The organism is Robertmurraya mangrovi (genome assembly GCF_034427655.1).
In the GTDB taxonomy this organism is placed as follows: Bacteria; Bacillota; Bacilli; order Bacillales; family Cytobacillaceae; genus Robertmurraya_A; species Robertmurraya_A mangrovi.
This window is the reverse complement of sequence record NZ_JAXOFX010000004.1, coordinates 374,588-391,357: the sequence shown is the minus strand read 5'-3', so window position 1 is coordinate 391,357 and position 16,770 is coordinate 374,588. Positions and strand designations below refer to the sequence as shown.

The window sequence follows — 16,770 nt, the reverse complement described above, 5'->3', positions numbered from 1 at the left end:
GAATCTCCGGCTTTCCACACCATCTTTTCCTATATAGCTTTCGTTGGCTGTTTTTCCTTATCACTGACTTTAACATGGTCGCTCCTTTCGTTCCGCCCTTCTCAAACCTTGGTTTAGTACTATGACTTCTGCTGACTTCTCTTTATTCAGCTATATATATCGCTAAATAGGTTCCCATCGGGTTATTCAAGAGACATCCTGGGGTAAGTTCACTCGCTTTCTCCTCATCTATCTACTACATTAATCTTACTCCATCCGGGGTTTTTAGGATTTCGTTTTGTTTTGCAACCTCCCCCTGAAATAAGAACCTCCAATGTGATTCGTATACCTCAGACCAATGATTTCCTAGGGCATCCCTCAGATTCCGCGTTACATGGACACCTTTGTCTTCGACTAATCGTTCCTTATTCCAACGCCCATAGCTTACTTTCAACGCCTATCTAGTGAACATGCCCGGCACACAAAAAAGCAACCAAGTTTGAATTGGTTGCTAATCATCATTTTAAAAGATTTAAAACAGATTGAGATTGAACTGAGATACTAGTAAATCTCATGACATTAATTATTGTTTCGCTCCTATACTTCAAAGAGACGAAATCTTTGCCCTATGATGATAGTGGTTTTATCAACAAGCCATCCCAGTAGCAATATCTACATTAATTGTGCTTATCCGATTTGCTTTATAGGATCATTCTCCAATTGACTGATTAAGAACTTAGCTCTGTCTTTGTCTTCTTGAGTGATCTCCTTATACCAAACACTAGAATGTGTCACTAACTTTGCATTGCCTTCAAATATTTCATCTACAGCCGCAATTACACCCATTTCAAACTCTCTTCCATCTATATATGTAATGTGTTCATTCTTATTTAGTTCGATAATTTCCTTATCAGGCTTTAACAAAGCATTATTATAATGACGATAATCATGTCCGAAAATTACTGCTCCAATTTTTGCTTTTAATATACTATATAGAATTTCATAGTAGGTAGCTTGATATCGATGATCTCCATCAATAAATATAAAATTATAAATATCATCACGTAAAACGTTTAGCGCTTCAAAGCTTGTCATTGCCATAGATCTAATTAAATTGCTGGTATTCAATCCCTTAGATACCGAACGAAATAAATGTAATACATCGACATAATCTGCGTAACTTCCCCTAGGAGCCGAACCGGAAACATCCCCCCAAGTATCCACACATGTTAATTTGTTATTTACAGAATAAGTGTTTATCGTTTTAGAGATAAAATAACTTGAAAAGCCCGTCCAGCTTCCAATTTCAAGTGCTCTAATATTTTCTAATTTATTCCTATTAATTCCTTCAAGTACTAGCGTAATTATTCCCGATACATCTCCGAGAGTTAAATAACCTTGAGTCAATTCTGCAATACGGTTATAATCTGAAAAAAGAGTCCAAAAAGGGGTCTCAATACCAGGTGCATTTAGATTACTTATAGTAACTTCATACTTACTGAGAATATCAATATTATGCTGATAGAAAAGAAAATAATTCATAAAATCTATCGAATGTTCTATTACAATTTTATTACATTCATGAGGTATTTCATTTACTCCATAACCTCTTTGGTTTATTATTTTTGAATCCATCTTAATAAAACCTATACATTCTGACTCTTCTGCAAGAACATTATTAAAATTATCTGAGCCAAGTGTTAAATACAAAAAAACTCCTCCTATATTGTAATTTTAATATGCCACTTCGTTTTGAGGCTATTAAAATCTCAATTGCTATAATGATCCTTTTCCTATAGTTACAAGGTATTAACAACCTTTTTCAAATAATCCCCATATTGACTGTTCTTATAGTCTAACGATAAAGAAATAAGCTCATTTTCAGTAATATATCCTTTTCTCCAAGCAATTTCTTCAATACAACCTACCATCAGACTTTGCCTATTTTCAACTGCTTCTATAAAAGTTGAAGCTTGTAACAATGATTCATGTGTACCAGCATCTAACCAAGCATACCCTCGCCCCAATAATTTCACTTGTAAGTTTTCATTTTGTAAATACACTTTATTCAAATCAGTAATTTCTAGTTCATTACGTTCAGAAGGTTTTAATTGTTTTGCAATTTCAACAACCGTATTATCATAAAAATACAGACCTGTTACAGCAAGATTGGATTTAGGATTCAGTGGTTTCTCTTCCAATGAGAGTGCTTTTCCATCTTGGTCCACTTCAACGATACCAAAACGGGAAGGATCTTTAACCGCATAAGCAAAAACAGTAGCTCCATCTCCTGACTTTGCTGCTGACTCTACCATACTAGTCAATCCATGTCCGTAAAAAATATTATCACCTAATATTAAAGCTACAGGACTGTCATCGATAAAAGATTCGCCAATTAGAAAGGCCTCAGCTAATCCCTTTGGTTCTACCTGTACCTTATATTCCAATCGTAAGCCAAGATGAGAACCATCCTTAAACAACTGTTGATATCTTTCAATATCAGTTGATGTTGAAATAATTAATATATCTCGGATTCCTGCTAGCATTAATACGGAAAGGGGATAATAAATCATAGGCTTGTTATAAACAGGTAGAAGTTGCTTGGACATTACTCGTGTTAATGGATATAACCTTGACCCACTTCCACCAGCTAAGATAATTCCCTTCATGTAGTCTCTCCCTTATAAAAACAGCGAATTAATTTACAAATGCGTTCGACATCATGTATAGATAAAGAATAATATAATGGTAATCGAACTAGTCTCTCACTTTCTTTTGTGGTAATTTCATCAATACCAGAGAATCTGCTATATGTTTTTCCAGCTTCCGAAGAATGCAATGGTGAGTAATGGAAAACAGAGTGGATCCCGTGACGTCTTAAATAATCAATCAGTCTTGTTCTTTCATCAATGTCAGCAGTTTTGATATAAAACATATGAGAGTTATGTACACAGCCATTAGGGATATGCGGCAAGCCAATTTTTAAGCCAACTAAAAGTTCATAGTACTTCCCCCATAACCGATTACGATGAGCATTCACCTCATTTGCCTGCTCTAGTTGGGCTAAAAGCACTGCAGAGTTTAATTCAGACGGTAAATAGGAGGAACCTACATTAACCCAGGTATATTTGTCAACTTCACCTCGGAAAAATTTTGATCTGTCAGTTCCCTTTTCTCGAATTATTTCTGCTCTTTCATTAAACCTACTATCATTAATTAATATGGCGCCACCTTCACCACACGAATAATTTTTAGTCTCGTGAAAACTGTAAGTTCCTAAGTGACCTATTGTACCAAGTGCTTTGCCTTTATATGTACTCATTACACCTTGAGCAGCATCCTCAACGACATATAGTTTATACCTTTCTGCTATTTCTAATATCGTGTCCATTTCACAGGCAACTCCCGCGTAATGAACAGGTACAATTACTTTTGTCCGTTCTGTAATAGCAGCTTCAATTTTATTCTCATCAATATTCATTGTGTCTGGGCGAATATCTACAAATACTATTTTTGCCCCACGTAAAACAAAGGCATTAGCCGTAGAAACAAAAGTATATGAAGGCATAATCACTTCATCATCTTCTTGTATATTTAAGAGTATTGCTGCCATTTCTAGGGCATGTGTACATGAGGTTGTCAATAACACTTTTTTAACATGAAATTTTGTTTCCAACCATCTATGGCACCGCTTTGTAAACTCTCCATCCCCAGAAACCTTTTTATTCCTTATCACCTGTTGTAAATAGGTAAACTCTTTCTCAACATGAAGAGGGATATTAAAAGGTATCATTATTATTATCCTTTCTGGCTAACACACCGGTGTAAATCCATATTTATTGATATACCATCGAATCGTCTTCATTAAATTTACCTCAAAATTATCTGAAGGCTTCCAACCTAATTCCCTTTTTAGTTTGGAAGCGTCAATCGCATAACGTTGATCATGACCTGGGCGATCTTTTACAAATGTAATTAATTCCTTATATGATGTTAACTTTGAGGAAGGAATCAGAATATCAAGCAAATTACATATTATTTCTACTATTTCAAGATTACTTTTCTCATTATTTCCGCCAATATTATAATGAGATCCTGGTTTTGCTTCTTCAAAGATAACCTTCAAAGCATTGCAATGATCCCCAACATATAACCAATCTCGTACATTGCTCCCATCCCCATATACCGGGATAAGTTGGAGATTTAGAGCAGCACGGATCACAGTTGGAATCAATTTTTCATCATGTTGATATGGACCAAAGTTGTTAGAACAATTTGTAATAATGGTATTCAATCCATATGTGTGATGATAACTTCTAACAAGCATGTCAGAAGAAGCTTTGCTGGCACTATACGGACTGTTAGGAGCATAGGAAGATTCTTCTGTAAAGTAACCACTTTCCCCTAGTGATCCATAAACCTCATCAGTTGAAATGTGTAAAAATCGTCTGTTCTCATATCCATCCTTGTAATTAAAGGGGCTATTCATCCAATGTGTACGTGCAGCCTCTAGTAGATTAAAAGTCCCGGTAATGTTTGTCTCAATGAATGCTGAAGGACCTGAAATTGAATTATCTACGTGCGTTTCTGCAGCAAAGTGAATAACTCCTTGTATATTATTCTCTTTAAAAATCTTTTCAAGTAAAGTCAAATCACATATATTTCCTTTTAATAGTATTAAGTTTTTTAATTCCTTTAGCTCATTGATGTAATTAATATTTGCAGCATAAGTTTGCAAATCAAGGTTAATAATATTGAAATTTTGTCTTAAAATTTCTTTTATAAAATTTAATCCTATAAAACCCAGTCCACCAGTAACTAATATACTCATAATACCTACTACCTTCCAGTTAATAACAATAGAATTAAATAATTATACTCTTTTTATAGGTAGATTTATTAAAAAATGAATGCTTATTCGACCACTGGAACTGCATATAACACAGTTTCTAATCCCATAAAATTATAGTTCCTTAGATAGAATCGATATCCCTCATAATAACTTTTAATTAACAGTGGTATCTCCCAAATGTGCGAGAGTGAATGGTAAACACAGATAGCCAATTGTGGGCGACTTCTGATAATTGTGTTCCTGGCTCCCTTAAGAGCTTCAATTTCCGCACCTTCAATATCCATCTTAATAAAAGTAGGATTAAAGCCATGAAGTGCGTGATCGATAGCAACACATTGAATAATGTCTTTGCCCTCAACATCAATTCCGGAAGAGGCAGGAACCGATTCAGATATTGTGAATCGAAATTTGTCAGTGCTCGAATGAACACCACAAGGATATATACTAACCGCATTAAATTGCTTTTCATTTTTTGTAACGTACTCTGTTATCTTATTGTATAGATCTATTTGAGGTTCGAATACTGCCAAATTATTTATTACCTTACCATTTAATAATAAATTTCGGATGGTATCTCCATCGTACCCTCCACAATCTATAAAACTGCTGTAGTCTAGGTTTATTGGTATATCATGGGCTAAATATTGTAAGCTTAAGTCATCAGGTTCTTCGTTCTCACTAAAATCTTTAATGAGATGTGCTCTAATGTGTTGGACATATAGGTTTTTATCTTTTTCATCTTCTAATAAAGCGTACGCCTCAAGTATTCTATCTCTATTAACTTCTATTGAATTATTAGCTTTGTAAGAAACATTAAAAAGCTTGTAAAACAATTCATTATTACTAAAGTTGATCTCAGTCAACGAAAAAATATTTTTAAATCCTATAGAAGATAATTCATTTTTAATTCTACTTTGATCCTTTAATGAGAATAATGCGGATAAAATAACATAGCTAGTATTAAAGTACTCTTTTAATAAATTATTTTCAGGATGTACTATGGATACTTCGTACTTATCTATAGTAACGCGCTTTTCACTATCATGGTCAGCACACTGTACCGTGTCCATGAAACATACCACTTCTATGTCACTTTCCTTTAAAACTTTATAAAGGTTTTTCCCAAGTCCCCCTGCTCCAAATAGAATTATTTGTTTATTATTGTCTATATTTTTTAATTTTGATTTACTGTAATCCATTGTACCTTGCTCATACTGATCTAACAATCTTTCAATTTTTTTCATATTAAAAGCTCCTTAAAAGATATATTAACTATTCAGCAGGGATATTTATCCACGTACGATCCACTGATGATTGTGATATAGCCTCCATCATTTTCAATCCTTCTAATGCAATATTTTCGTTAAATACAAAAGGGGAAATGTAACTTCCTCGTTCTTTATACTCAATCAAACAATCTGCAATATCATAATAATGATTTGCAAAAGCTTCTATAAATCCTGCTGGATGCCCTACCTTAAATCTATTGTATCTCGATTCGTCAATATAGGTAGAATTTGATCGATCTAGTATTTTCGTTTCACCTTGAATATTGTTGAATTTCAATTTTTCTGGTTCCATTTGAAACCATTCTGCACTTCCTTTTTGACCGTAAACCCTTATCTTCAGTCCATTTCTATTTCCTAATGAAGCCTTGCTGAACCAAATCTGACTCCTCAGTCCCCCAGTGTAGCGAGCTAAACACATAACATTGTCTATTACATCATCAAAATGACCAAAAGTATCTTGATCAGCTACAACTTCTTGCGGTTTCTCTCCTGTAAGGAAGTATATAATGTTATGTAGATGCACCCCTAAATCCAGGGAAATAGTAGGTATTTTTTCATCTATCAAACGCCAATTTTGTGGTTGTTGTACCTGTCCATATTTATTTAGGCGTAGAAAACCTTCCTGTGGCATTTCAATATTAACTTGATTTATTCTACCCAACATACCCTCACTTATCATACTCCGTAACTCTCTTAACATAGGGTATCCTGTATAATTATAAGTTACCGCAAGAAAAGATTTGTTTTTCAAAGCTACATCTCTAATTCTTTTAACCTGTTGATAAGTTGAAGCTAATGATTTTTCGCATATTACCGCATATCCTAAGTCTAAAGCTTCAATAACCATTTCTGAGTGAATATTCGTGGGAGTTAAAATACATACAGCATCAAGCCTATTTCTCTCATTTTCCAAAAACTCTCTCCAATTACTGTAAATACGATTATTAGCAATCCCATATTCTTTAGCCGTATCTTTATTAATGAAATCGTTTTGACTAAAACATCCTGATTCTAGACACCACCGATTATCCATCTGGGATGCAATTCTGTGTGTATTTCCAACAGCAGAATTTATCCCCCCTCCAATAAATCCTAATCTTAACTTTTCCATTTTTCATCCCCAAATTCTTATTTATTTTCCAAATCTACTTCAACTCTAATTAATTCATTTAAATTATTTGTTTTATCCATCATTTCCTCATGTTTCTCAAATTCAAGGAATACAATACCGAATTTATTTATCATTACGTTTTCAATTATGTCACCTTTTTTATACCACGTAAATTTATTGATAATGTTTTTTTGAATCGACTGATCAAAAGAAATATCTTTAATTCTCCCAGGTTTAGAGCTCATTATACAATGTCTCGTAAAAAAACCCTGTGTATCCGAATGCTCAATCTCTCCACAGTCATCCCCTGTGAAAGCCTTTACAATCCAAGTAGAATAGTCAACTTTTGTAGCGTACTCCACAAACTTTATATATAAATCACCTGGAGGTCTTCGACATATTTCAATTATTATTGGCTCATTGTCTTTTAATATATACTGAACATGAAATATACCGTCCGTCAGTGACAATAGAGAAGCGATTCTTTCTGTGATATTAATTAATTTCTCATCTACACGCCTTGATGGTATTATTGGAGTTGATGTAGCAGATACCATATAAGGATTTAAGTAATAATGCTCATTGTCCGAAAAATAAAAGCCTACTTTCCCCTTATATAAAAAAGCTGAAAAACCATGTCTACTTCCACTAATAAATTCCTCAATTACAATTCTTTTATTTTTTGAGACAGCGAATGCCTTTTCAACAGCTTCTATTAATTCATCTTTTCTATTAACAACTGAAATGCCCTTACCTCCTGTTAGATCTATCGGCTTAACAATAACTGGAAAAGTCGGTAGGTCAGAATATTCAAGAGCAAGTTTTATATTATCAAAACCTATAGCTTTTGGACTAGGGATATTATTAGCCATAGCGAATCTCCTAAACTCATCTTTATGATGTAGGATTTTGGAGGTTTGATATGTATCATGTCCTGGTATCCCTAATTTTTCTGCACTATATGTAGCGGAAAGGGCTGCAAAATCGTTACAGGATGGGCAAATGGCAGAAACATCTAAATTTTTAGCTAATGTATAGATAGCTTCACAATCAGAGAAGTCCACGTTTCTATATTCGTCTGAATATCTATGTCCCAAATCTTCAGGCCTATTACCTGTCGTTATTACGTAAAAGCCTAACTTTTTTGCTGACTGTATCAATGGTATATCTGCATAGCCCCCACCTACGATGAGTAATTTTTTCTTTTTTTGTCCCACTACCTCATACCTTTCTAAAGTAATTCTTTTTTATAGACTTATACTCGTCTTCACATTACCACCCTTAGAATGATACCTCTTTAATGCTATTTCCTCTGATTTATGTAATAAATCCATAACACGTTTCGTAGCGTTTTTAAAACCAAACCTTTTTTCTATTGTTCCTTTAAAACACGCTTGTTCATTTTTGTAATACTCATTATCATTGATTAACCTTTGTATATAATTAAAGTATTCGGAACGACGTAATGCTTTACCTTTCGGCACGAATCCATTTGCATCGTTTGGTCCTTCAAGATTAGCCACAGGTATTCCTGCATCAATAGCCATCGCTACACTAAATCCTCCTCCTTTTCTAAAAGGATTAGCATAAAGATCACAAATAGTGTAAACTGCCGCTAAATCATTAGCATATTTCAGAAAGCTTACCTGCTTATTTAATACACCGAATGCATTATGCACTAATGAATGTTCCTCAAGTCCAATTATTAGCCATTTTACTTGCTTATTTTTTAAGAGAATGGTTCTCATTTCCATGATAAAAGTTTGGTCCATATCAATTTCTAACCGATTACCCACTGTTACAATCACAAAATCTGTTGTACCAAATGAAAACTCTGACCTACTGACCTTATTTTTAGATTTTGCAAACTCTAAACCTGGGATATACTGGGAATAATGATACCTTAGAAATTCAAGCCCTTTCTCCTTCAATTCTAATAAAATACTATCCTTAGTATAACCTGCAAGAGCTACATCAACCCATTCAGAATACTCAGCACCACCCATTGAAAGACTTGTAATCGGGTAATAGTCAAACAACAGATCCACAGCTAGACTATCTGGAGCTCCAATTTTAAATATCCACTGTGGTTTAAAATCTTTAATGGCATTTATATCTTCCTGAAGACGATGAATACGAGAAAGTCGGCAATTTGAATAGTGTATCTCAATAGACGGATCGAGCAACTCTTTATGCAACCCATTTAAAGATTTTGAATCTACTGAACAAAAAGGATATACAAAAAATAATTCATTTGGTGAATAGTTAAACATATCCTCTACTACAATTTTAATTTTAAGATTTGGATAATATTTAATTAAGTTATTAGCATAATCAATTGTCACTTTTGTCGGAGCATGATTGTAACTGAGCAACTGACCACATACAATAACTAAATGATTATCTTCACTTTTTGGCATTTGTATTTTTAATTTTTCTTTATAATAAGACTTTAACTGACGCATTATATCTATTCGATCTAGAAAATAAGTTTCATACTCTTTTTGGCTTGCATTAGTAACATAAAACAATACATTAGTAAAGGGAGCATAATGATCGTCGAAGTGTTTATCATCATTTTTAATATATTCTAACATTTGTTTGATAATTGTCTTATCCGTGCCAAGCATGACTAGGAAAGAATAATAATTAATAACCTCTTTAAAAGGTAGAATATTTACTCTTTCTTCTAAATAATCTTTGATATACTCTGTTACAAGCTTTTTCTGTTCAGTGTTCATTCTTTGTTGAAACATATGGACTGCTCTAGCCTTTTGATCGTCTGCTATCTGTAAACTAAGAATATACTGAAATACCAGGTAGAAGCCAGAAGCCTCATTTATCTCATCTATTAGAATATTTTTTTGAAATGTTCTTTGTCTTGTTAAATCAATTATTTTACTTTTATCTTCTAATGTTGTGCTTCTGAGGTAACTATATTGTTTAATTTTATATTCTTTTTTTTCCCTTTTCTTGTGAACAACAGAGTGTACTGAGTGCTCATTAAAGGGCTTTAATAAGTCATATTGATAAGCCTCCATAAATGGTTTTAGAATTTGTGGAGACAGTAAGCTACTATTTCGATAATACAATCGAGTATGACAGCTTTCATCTTCAATTGCCGCAAAGGCAGATAGTTGATCAATAAATATTTGTTCAATTGGGTTTTTCAACTCAATAGATGTAACAGAATTATCAATAAGTATAAAGTCATCAATTATATCATTATATATACGATACCATGCTATTAATAAATTATTTATATTGGACTGTAATACTATTTTAGTCTCATAAGGTGAGATATTATGTTCAAAGCTAAGATAATTAATTAAAGTATCCAATAAATCTATACTGTATTCTTCACTAGAGAATTGAAAATTATAAATTGAATAACCTTCACTATCGAAAGGCTCAGATAAACTAACAAAATCTTGCTGATTAAGGTCTGTTGAAAATAAATTTATTAAAAATTTCATAAAATTCCCCTAACAACTTTGTTTTGAGATTTCCACCATTTATGTTTGTTAAACCAAGTAACAAAATTTCATTAAGTTAGTCTCGAAAAGATAACCGGTTGGTTTAAGAAGACCATTAACTTCTTGTAAAGAAATAATTTTAAAATATCACATGTTTCTCCCATAATTGAAATTTATCTAAGCGTTTATCTAAGCGCACTAAAATATAGAGACCTTAAATTATGTGGTATAGATTTATCTATCAAGTTAAAACAATAGTTTTAATTGACCTGAATTAGCATTTGTGTCTTTTTAACAAAAACTCACAATAGTGGAAATCTTCCAAGTTATCAATATCTACAGACCTATTTTTTGGCATGACAAAAGGTATTGTTTTCTCTTGTAAAAATTTCTTATATGTTAAAATTGATTTCATAGTTGCTACATAAACTGCTCCATTTAATTCATAAAATGCTTGTCCAGCTTGCCGCTGAAATGGAAAGTCTATGGAATTAAAAATAGATTCCATAAATCCCTCTTTATCGATGCTATACAGCCATTGAGGGGGGATAGACGTTTCAGTAACGGAAACACAAGAGTCCACACCGCTTAATTCAAGTAGCTCAATAGCTCCATCAATGTCCTGACATAACCTTAGGGGGGATGTAGGCTGTAATAAAACGATATAGTCATAACCAGGTAATTTTTCTATGGCATGCAAGACAGGGGACATACCAGGTGTTTTATCTTGTGCGAGTTCTAGAGGTCTCTTAAATGGGGCTTCCGCGCCCCATTCCTCTGAAATTCTAATAATCTCGTCATCATCTGAGGAAACTATTAACTTATCAATATATTGTGATCTTCTAGCCTCTTCAATTGTCCAAGCAATTAATGGTTTACTATTAAGTAATTTAATATTCTTCTTCGGTACGCCTTTTGAACCACCACGAGCAGGTATGACAGCTAGTACTTTTTTTTCATTTATCACTTAAAAACCTCCGAAAATTCATTATTTGCCCTTTCAAAATCATTTATCCTTCCGATATCCATCCAATATTCACGAATCGGAAATACCAATGTTTTTAAATTCTTTTCAACTAATTCTGCAAATAAAGTTGGCATATCATAAAACACACCTTCCGGGATTAAATCTAGTATCTCGGGATTTAAGACATAAATGCCAGCATTAACAAAGTATTTTTCTATTGGTTTTTCTTCAATTGAGCAAAGCGTAATACCATCTGTTCTTACTACTCCATAGGGAACCTGATAATTGTACTCTATAACACACATCGTAGCAGCAGCATTATTCGTCTCATGAAAATCTAATAGTTGGTGAAAGTTAACTTTTGTTAATATATCCCCATTCATCACTATTAGAGGTTGAGTAGGTTTACTTCTGAGAAGTGATAAAGCTCCAGCCGTACCTAGCCTTTGCACTTCATCAATATAGTTAATACTTACTCCCCATTTAACCCCATTTCCAAAGTGTTCTTTTATTAGCTCCTTTTTATAATTTACAGAGAAGTAAAATTGGTGAAATCCAAGTTCAACAAAGCTTTCTAATATAGTTTGTATAATAGGTTTAGTTCCAACTGCTAACATTGGCTTAGGGATTGTGTCTGTTAATGGTCGCAATCGTGTACCTAGCCCCCCTGCCATTAAAACTACCCAATTATCTAAGGTTGAATTATCTAATAAAGCATCTGAAAAAATGATATCAGTTACACGATTTTCATTATCAACAACCGGAATTTGGCGTAGCTGTTTCCTTTGAAATAATCTTCTTATTTCTTGTTTTGATATACCCTGCTTTATAACAATTGGTTTGCCATTCATAATATTTATTATCGGTTCTTCAAGATCAAAACCATTAAGAATACCTCTACGAATATCCCCATCAGTCACTGTTCCTAACAGCCTGAGATGATTATCGACTACTAGTGCTATTTGATTACCTGTTTGGTCTATATTTTTCATTGTTTCAATAATCTTTGTATCAGCTGAAACTAATATCTCTTCTAAGCCTTTCATTTCTTCACTTCCTTAGCAGGAATTCCGTAGACTACTTTATTATCCAATACATCTTTTATAACTAAAGAACCTGCACCAACTAAAGAATTATTCCCTATCTTAATGTTTTGGATAATTATAGAGCCTGTACCAATATGAGAGCCTTGTGCAATGTATGCATTTCCGGATAGAACCGAGCCAGGTGCAATATGACAATGCTTCCCTACTGTACAATCATGTTCAATAACCGAAGAAGTATTTATAATTGTATTATCGTCAATTTTTGCAAATGGTTGAATGACAACTCCTGCCAAAATTTGGACCCCTTCACCTAATTCTGCCAAACTTGAAATTATTGCTGAGGAATGGATTAAAGATAAAAAAAAATAGCCTTGAGACTTAAACTCATTGAAAAGTTTAGCTCTAAGGCTTGTGTCTGAGACAGATCCAATTCCATTGACTAACAATACTGAGTCTTGAGAATATGTACATATGGTAGAATCATCACCAAGATAGGGGAGATTATAGTAATTTATCCCCTCCTCAGGCGCAGTGTAACCTAACACTTTTATATCCTTAGTAAAAAGAATTTCATTTAATACCCTAGCATGTCCACCATTACCAATTATTATAACTGGTTTATTAGTCATCTTATATTACCTCATCTTCTTCATAATCTTTCTCTGCTGCTCTACCAATATAATCCCAAAAGTAATATGGTTCTTTACCAAACCCAGGGCGCTTAACTGTTAAATTATCAAAAGTAAAGAGTTCCCCTTTTTTTATTTTTTTAGCAGCCACTAAACTCTTTCTAACAATTTCTTTATTTTTGCTCTCTGTTTTTGTTGGTTGTTTAACTTTTTTTCCAATTGCCACTTCAATTATACGAATAGAATCAATCATTTCTTTTAATTCTTCGGGGTTTAAAGACGCCTTATGATCTGGACCTGGCAATGACTTATCTAGAGTGAAATGCTTCTCAATAATTGTAGAACCCTTTGATACAGCAGCAATAGGTACTAATATACCTTCAGAGTGATCCGAAAGACCTACTTCTAAGTTAAATGTATCCCTTATTACATCTATTGCACCGAGGTTTATTTCGTTAAAAGGTGCTGGGTATTCAGTTGTACAATGAAGGATGCTTATTCTGTTTTTTAATATTTCTTTCGCTTCATTAGTTTGATAGAACTCTTTCACTTTGCTATACGTAGGATTACTTTTAAGGCTGAATCCATATGCCAAGAAAGCTAATGCATTATGAATTTCCTCTATTGTTGACATTCCAGTAGATAGAATTATATTTTTGACACCAAGTGATGCTATTCTATATAAGTAAGGAGCATTGGTTATTTCTCCGGACGGAACTTTAATCATTTTTAAGCTTAAATCTTTAATTAAAAAATCTACACTGACCAAATCAAAAGGAGTTGACATAAATAATATATTTTGTTTATCACAGTATTTTTTTAGAATTAAAAATTGGCTGTAGTCCAATTCTAATTCCTTTAACATTTCAAACTGAGTAGAATGTTTGCCAATATTTTTCTTCTGATAGATTGCCTGTCTTGCACTCCTAGTCACTAAATTCTCGGTTTTGTAGGTTTGAAACTTTATTGCATCTGCCCCAGCTTGCACCGCTGCATCAACAAGTCTCATAGCTAACTTAAGGGATCCGTTATGATTAACACCTGCTTCAGCTATAATAAACGTCTTTTTCATCGTATATCTCCATCATAAAACTCTTTTATAGTTGTAAAATTTAAATTCTCTTTAATAATTGAAATTATTTTAGTAGAGGTGTTCCCATCACCGAAAAGTTTATAATTAGTGTTATTCTGAAATTTAAAATCCAGTGCTCTCTGAATGTTTTCTTTAATGTCGATCACATCAGGTTTAGAATTAAAAACTGATTCCGGACTCAATCTGCCTTTTTGACGGCTACCAATATTCACAGTTGGTGTTTGGAGATAAGGCACCTCCAATAAACCACTCGAAGAGTTACCTATTACAACATTCGCCTCTTTAATTAGGCTTAAATACCTTGTTTGCCCCAAGGAATCATAAAATTTTGTTCTGAATTTATTTCTATTAACAAAATCAGTAACCAAATTATTAATTGTCCTCCCATAATTATCGGCGTTAGACTTAGTAAAAATAATAGTTGCATCGTTAAAATACTCTAGCGCTTCCAGAAGTTCTAACGTTCCTTCAATTGGATTATCACTTAAGGTGGTTGGATGATGAGTCACTAGAAATAATGGACTTGTTAATGACATTTGTAATTCACTCTCAAGTTCTCTCTTAGAGTATAGCTTTAATTTGAAAATATTCTCAATTCCCGGAGCACCCACATTAAACACTCTTTCAGGGTTTTCACCTAATCTAATTACTCTTTTGCGATAATCTTCAGTAGCTACAAAATGAAGATAGCTCATTTTTGTAATAGCATGTCTAATTGAATCATCATATGCACCAAAAGATACTTCCCCGCCATGTATATGAGCTATTGGTATATTCAGAACAAGTGCTGTTTGTGCAATAGCCAAAGCTTCAAAACGGTCACCTAAAATAATGAGCAAGTCTGGCTTTAAACGGCCTAATGAGTCTGCAAAACCAATTGTTCCTAAACCGATAGATTTTGCCACTGAAGTTGGTGTATCAGCTGTTAGTAACATCTCAACTTTTTCACTTATAAAAAATCCGTCATTTTCAATTTGAGTATATGTATTTCCAAATTCTGCCGATAGATGCATCCCTGCTACAATAATTTGTAATTCTAAATCACTATCCTCTTGAATCACTTTCATTATCCAGTACAACAAGCCGTAATCTGCTCTTGACCCTGTAAAAACACAAATTTTTTTCTTCATCATTTTTCACCTAGGTAAGGACTACTTGGAACATTAATAATTTTCATTTTAAATTTTTCCGTTTCTGATAGATCTGATTTTGGTGAGCCAGAAAAAGGTACTAATTCATGTAAAGGGGTCCATATTGGCCTCGCCATGACTCCCTGATTATTCAATATACTAAGCACTTTCTCTATATCATATACTCTATCATCAACAATTAGCGTTTGAAGCCAGTAATTACTCTTCGCAAATGGAGGCTCTAGAAATAATTCTATGCCTTTATATTTATATAATATATCTTTGTATAAAGAAACTAAGTTATTTTTACTTACTAGATAATCATTAATTCTCTCAATTTGTGCACAACCCAATGCTGCATTAATATTCGGCATCCTATAATTATAACCTACTTCATTGTGCTCGTATTTCCATGCATGGTTTATTTTCGCAGTAGTAGTTAGGTGCTTTGCATACTCTGCAAGGTGTACATCATTTGTGAGTATAGCTCCCCCTCCCCCAGTAGTTATTATTTTATTTCCATTGAAACTCATTGCTGAAACCTTACCAAAAGTTCCAGTATGCTTACCTTTATAGTATGAACCTAGTGACTCAGCAGCATCCTCAACTACAATAATATTATATTTGCTACATACTTCTAAGAGATGATCCATATCAACTGGATGACCAAATGTATGCATAGGTACAACTGCTCTAATTATCTTTCCTGAAAATTTATTTATGCATTGTTTATTTTTTTGAGTAGAGATTTCACGTAAGTATTGATCAAGCTTCGTAGGATCTATTCCTAGAGTTTTTTGTGAAATATCAACAAAATGTGGTACTGCGCCACAATAACTAACCGCATTCCCTGTAGCTACAAACGTTAAGGAAGGTATAATAACTTCGTCATTTGGTTGAACTCCAGCTACTTTTAGAGCTATGTGTAGAGCAGCAGTACCGTTTACTACTGCAACCACCCTCTTAACTCCTATATATTCAGCTAGCATTGACTCAAATTTATCTACATACTTACCAACTGAAGAAACCCATCCTGTTTCTAAACATTCGGAAATATATTTTAACTCATTCCCAACAAATGTAGGTTCGTGAAGTGGTAAAAATCCCTTTGAAGGATATAGATTTTTAATTTTTCTAGCTATTTCAATCCATTCTGTATTCATTCACTCTGACATCTGCCTTTGAAATTTTATTGATT

Annotated in this window: 14 protein-coding genes; all 14 read right to left on the bottom strand. The window is 33.4% G+C overall.

Features of this window, described 5'->3' with window-relative positions; genetic code table 11:
- Positions 1–666 precede the first annotated feature (666 nt).
- Complete coding sequence (locus SM124_RS09450) at positions 667–1,689, bottom strand: class I SAM-dependent methyltransferase (protein ID WP_322446263.1); 1,023 nt, start codon at positions 1,687–1,689, stop codon at positions 667–669.
- Positions 1,690–1,778: 89 nt separating this feature from the next.
- Positions 1,779–2,648: a glucose-1-phosphate thymidylyltransferase RfbA gene (rfbA, locus tag SM124_RS09445; protein WP_322446262.1), complete on the bottom strand. Its 870-nt coding sequence runs from the start codon at positions 2,646–2,648 to the stop codon at positions 1,779–1,781.
- Positions 2,645–3,772: a dTDP-4-amino-4,6-dideoxygalactose transaminase gene (rffA, locus tag SM124_RS09440; protein WP_322446261.1), complete on the bottom strand. Its 1,128-nt coding sequence runs from the start codon at positions 3,770–3,772 to the stop codon at positions 2,645–2,647. Before rffA ends, rfbA begins: the two co-directional genes overlap by 4 nt.
- 18 nt (positions 3,773–3,790) lie before the next feature.
- The gene (rfbB, locus tag SM124_RS09435) at positions 3,791–4,810 is read right to left on the bottom strand and encodes a dTDP-glucose 4,6-dehydratase (RefSeq protein ID WP_322446260.1); all 1,020 of its coding nucleotides are present in this window, start codon (positions 4,808–4,810) and stop codon (positions 3,791–3,793) included.
- A gap of 83 nt (positions 4,811–4,893) precedes the next feature.
- Positions 4,894–6,075: an FkbM family methyltransferase gene (locus tag SM124_RS09430; protein ID WP_322446259.1), complete on the bottom strand. Its 1,182-nt coding sequence runs from the start codon at positions 6,073–6,075 to the stop codon at positions 4,894–4,896.
- 28 nt (positions 6,076–6,103) lie between these two features.
- Positions 6,104–7,231, bottom strand: a complete 1,128-nt coding sequence (locus SM124_RS09425; protein WP_322446258.1) for a Gfo/Idh/MocA family protein — start codon at positions 7,229–7,231, stop codon at positions 6,104–6,106.
- Positions 7,232–7,248: 17 nt separating this feature from the next.
- Positions 7,249–8,448, bottom strand: a complete 1,200-nt coding sequence (locus SM124_RS09420; protein ID WP_322446257.1) for an ATP-grasp domain-containing protein — start codon at positions 8,446–8,448, stop codon at positions 7,249–7,251.
- A gap of 30 nt (positions 8,449–8,478) precedes the next feature.
- Positions 8,479–10,707: a glycosyltransferase family 4 protein gene (locus SM124_RS09415; protein ID WP_322446256.1), complete on the bottom strand. Its 2,229-nt coding sequence runs from the start codon at positions 10,705–10,707 to the stop codon at positions 8,479–8,481.
- Positions 10,708–10,981: 274 nt separating this feature from the next.
- Positions 10,982–11,674: an acylneuraminate cytidylyltransferase family protein gene (locus tag SM124_RS09410; RefSeq protein ID WP_322446255.1), complete on the bottom strand. Its 693-nt coding sequence runs from the start codon at positions 11,672–11,674 to the stop codon at positions 10,982–10,984.
- A complete protein-coding gene (locus SM124_RS09405; protein ID WP_322446254.1) occupies positions 11,671–12,720 on the bottom strand; it encodes a nucleotidyltransferase family protein in 1,050 nt (349 codons plus the stop codon). The genes SM124_RS09410 and SM124_RS09405 overlap by 4 nt, the downstream gene beginning before the upstream one ends.
- Positions 12,717–13,349, bottom strand: coding sequence for an acetyltransferase (locus tag SM124_RS09400; protein WP_322446253.1), 633 nt, complete (start codon positions 13,347–13,349; stop codon positions 12,717–12,719). The genes SM124_RS09405 and SM124_RS09400 overlap by 4 nt, the downstream gene beginning before the upstream one ends.
- Position 13,350: 1 nt before the next feature.
- Positions 13,351–14,421: an N-acetylneuraminate synthase gene (gene neuB / locus SM124_RS09395; protein ID WP_322446252.1), complete on the bottom strand. Its 1,071-nt coding sequence runs from the start codon at positions 14,419–14,421 to the stop codon at positions 13,351–13,353.
- Positions 14,418–15,572: a UDP-N-acetylglucosamine 2-epimerase gene (neuC, locus tag SM124_RS09390; RefSeq protein WP_322446251.1), complete on the bottom strand. Its 1,155-nt coding sequence runs from the start codon at positions 15,570–15,572 to the stop codon at positions 14,418–14,420. The genes neuB and neuC overlap by 4 nt, the downstream gene beginning before the upstream one ends.
- Complete coding sequence (locus SM124_RS09385) at positions 15,572–16,735, bottom strand: LegC family aminotransferase (RefSeq protein WP_322446250.1); 1,164 nt, start codon at positions 16,733–16,735, stop codon at positions 15,572–15,574. The genes neuC and SM124_RS09385 overlap by 1 nt, the downstream gene beginning before the upstream one ends.
- Positions 16,736–16,770: the final 35 nt, after the last annotated feature.